The sequence below is a fragment of the Streptomyces rectiviolaceus genome (assembly GCF_039533825.1).
Classification (GTDB): Bacteria; Actinomycetota; Actinomycetes; order Streptomycetales; family Streptomycetaceae; genus Streptomyces; species Streptomyces rectiviolaceus.
The window spans coordinates 1-3,019 of sequence record NZ_BAAAUG010000058.1 but is presented as its reverse complement, the minus strand read 5'-3'; the positions used below and the strand labels follow the sequence as shown (position 1 = coordinate 3,019).

General features: G+C 69.6%; 4 protein-coding genes. 3 read left to right on the top strand and 1 reads right to left on the bottom strand.

Going from position 1 to position 3,019, the window contains the following annotated elements:
- Positions 1-483 (top strand): acyl-CoA dehydrogenase family protein (locus ABD378_RS17735; protein ID WP_344521900.1); only part of this gene is annotated, 483 nt, incomplete at its 5' end.
- Positions 483-959: a nitroreductase family deazaflavin-dependent oxidoreductase gene (locus ABD378_RS17730; protein WP_344521899.1), complete on the top strand. Its 477-nt coding sequence runs from the start codon at positions 483-485 to the stop codon at positions 957-959. The genes ABD378_RS17735 and ABD378_RS17730, both read left to right, overlap by 1 nt.
- Before the next feature lie 118 nt (positions 960-1,077).
- Here ABD378_RS17730 and ABD378_RS17725 read toward each other — a convergent pair whose 3' ends face one another.
- A complete protein-coding gene (locus ABD378_RS17725) occupies positions 1,078-1,725 on the bottom strand; it encodes a TetR family transcriptional regulator (RefSeq protein WP_344521898.1) in 648 nt (215 codons plus the stop codon).
- A 358-nt stretch (positions 1,726-2,083) separates the two neighbouring features.
- Here ABD378_RS17725 and ABD378_RS17720 point away from each other — a divergent pair.
- On the top strand, positions 2,084-3,019 hold a 936-nt coding region (locus ABD378_RS17720; RefSeq protein ID WP_344521897.1), incomplete at its 3' end, for a serine/threonine-protein kinase.

Here is a 3,019-nt window from a genome sequence, read left to right as displayed (position 1 = left end):
CTCGCCGCGGCCGGTGCCACCGCCGCCACCGTGCTCGCGGCGGAGGCCGTGGGCGCGGCGGACCGTGCCCTCGGGCGGACGGTGGAGTACGTCAAGCAGCGCGAGCAGTTCGGGCGGGCGATCGGGTCCTTCCAGGCCGTCAAGCACCGGCTCGCGGATGTGTACGTGCAGGTGCAGGCCGCGCGGTCGGCGGCGTACTACGCGGCGTGGGCCGCCGGGGCGGACTCCGAACGGGTGGGGGGACTCGCGCTCGCGCAGGCGCTTGACGCGCTGCGGACCGCCGCGTCGGAGGCCGTGCAACTGCACGGCGGCATCGGCTTCACCTGGGAGCACGAGGCGCATCTGTACTTCAAGCGGGCGTCGAGCGACGAGCTGCTCTTCGGGCCCGTGCACCGGCTGCGGTCGCGTGCGGCGGAACGGGCCGAGCTGTTCGCGCCGGTGGAAAGGGCGGCGCCCGACGCGCAGCCGACGGTGGCCGTCTGATGCCGCCCGGTGTGCGTCTGATGCAGAAGATGTCGTCCACCCGGACCTTCGCGAAGATCGCCCCGCACTTCATCCCCACGATGGACCGCACGGTGCACCGCTTGACGCGCGGCAAGGTGCTGCTCAGCGCGAAGATGCTGCCGGGGGTGATCCTGACGGTGCGCGGCGCCAGGAGCGGGCTCGCGCGGCGGACTCCCTTGGCCTGCATGCCGGAGGAATCGGGGAGTTGGATCCTGATCGGCTCCAACTTCGGCCGCCCGGGGCATCCCGCCTGGACCGGCAACCTCATCGCCCATCCGGATGCCGACGTCAGCTGGCAGGGCGCGGACATTCCGGTCAGGGCGCGGCTGTTGGCGGGGGATGAACGGGCGGCGGCATGGGAGGCGGTGCTGAAGTTCTGGCCGCCGTACGCGACGTACCAGTCCCGCGTGGAGCGGGAGATCCGCCTGTTCCGCCTGGAGCGGCGTACGGACTGACCGGCTGGGGAGAGCGGCGAACACAGCGGCGGATCACTGGAACACCGTGATCCGCCGCTGCGGTGACAGGACTTGAGAAAGCATCAGAAGAGGCGTCCGAGATGACGCGAGGGATGCCCTACTTCGTCGGCTTCTTGCCTGTTACGCCCAAATGCACCAACAGTGCGAGGTTCGGCTTCAGTTCGGCCTGCTTGACGCCCCACGTCTGGAAGCCCCGCTGGTGCGAGGCGACCGCCGCGAGCATCGCCACCAGGGAGCCCGCCATGGCCGCCGGGTTGACGTCCTTGTCGACCTTGCCCTTGGCCTGGAGCTCCTTGACCGTGTCCGTAAGGGAGTTGTTGACCGAGTTCAGGATCTTCATGCGGATCTTGTAGAAGCGTTTGTCACCTTCTGCCGCGCCCAGATCGACGACCCGGAGGATCGCGTCGTTCTTGCGCCAGAAGTCGAGGAAGCCGTCGACCAGCTCCTGTGCGGTCTGCCATCCCGCCTTGCCGACCCAGGAGCGGCCGTCGAGGAGTTGGGTCAACTCCGCGCCCTCCGCCGCCATTTGCTCGGCGATCTCCAGGACGGCGCCCTCGACGTCCGGGAAGTACTGATAGAAGGTCGCGGGTGAAGTCCCCGCCTTCCGGGCGACGTCGATGACTTTGACGTCCCGGTAGGGCGAGGAGCTGAGCATCTCGCTGAGGCAGTCGAGCAGCTTCTGACGCGTCGCCTGACCGCGCCGACCGGCCACGCGGCCGTCGACGGTACGTACCTGTCCTGTCATGCCGTCAGCTTACCGAGGGGTGATCGGAGCGCGATTCGGCCGAGTGCAAATGGGGTTGGGGGCCGCATTGAGGGGCGTATTCCTCTCCACTCCGCGCGCCGGTGGGGCGCCGTAGCCGAATGGTTCATGTGTTCGAATCAATTTTCGCTCACATTTCTCCTTCTTCTCTCTTTCCCCTCTCTCCTCTCTCCTTCTTCTTGCGTCTTCTTTGTCCCACAACACCCCGATCCCGCCCCGGGTTCGCAACCACCGCCCCGGACAGGAAGAATCAGGGTGCGTGCCGCCGGAGCGGCTCGGTGGTGAGACGCTGCACGGGGCCGCTCATACGGCGCCCGCGTACGGGGAGGTGGCAGGGCAAGTGGTGGATCAGCTGACGCAGCACGATCCGAGGCGGATCGGCCCGTTCGAGGTGCTCGGCCGGCTCGGAGCCGGTGGCATGGGCCTTGTCTACCTCGCGCGCTCCGCGTCAGGGCGGCGTGTGGCGATCAAGACCGTCAGGACCGAGCTCGCCGAGGACCAGCTGTTCCGCGTCCGCTTCACGCGCGAGGTCGAGGCGGCACGGGCCGTGTCCGGTTTCTATACGGCCGCCGTCGTGGACGCCGACCCGCGCGCGGCGGTGCCGTGGCTGGCCACCGCGTACGTGCCCGCTCCCTCGCTCGAAGAAATAGTGAATGAGCACGGGCCGCTGCCCACCCAGGCCGTGCGCTGGCTGGCGGCCGGCGTCGCCGAGGCCCTGGAGTCCATCCACGGCGCGGGCCTCGTCCACCGTGACCTCAAGCCGTCCAACGTCCTCGTGGTGGAGGACGGGCCGCGCGTGATCGACTTCGGCATCGCGTCCGGCGTCTCCAACACCCGCCTGACCATGACGAACGTCGCCGTGGGCACGCCCGCGTACATGTCACCCGAGCAGGCCAAGGACTCGCGCAGCGTCACCGGCGCAAGTGACGTCTTCTCGCTCGGCTCGATGCTCGTCTTCGCCGCCACCGGGCACGCGCCCTTCCACGGGGCGAACCCCGTGGAGACCGTCTTCATGCTGCTCCGCGAAGGCCCTGACCTGGAGGGACTCCCGGACGAGCTGCGTCCGCTCATCGAGACGTGCATGCAGATGGAGGCGCCGCTGCGCCCCAGCCCCGCCGACCTCCAGGCCCAGCTCGCACCGCACCTCTTCGCCTCGGAGAGCGAGGACGGCGACAGCGGCACCGCGTCCGCGTGGCTGCCTGAGCGGGCCGTCGCGCTGATCGAGGCCCGCCGGGGCGGCCGTCCGCCCGCGCGGGCCGCGCTCGCCTCCTCCGGG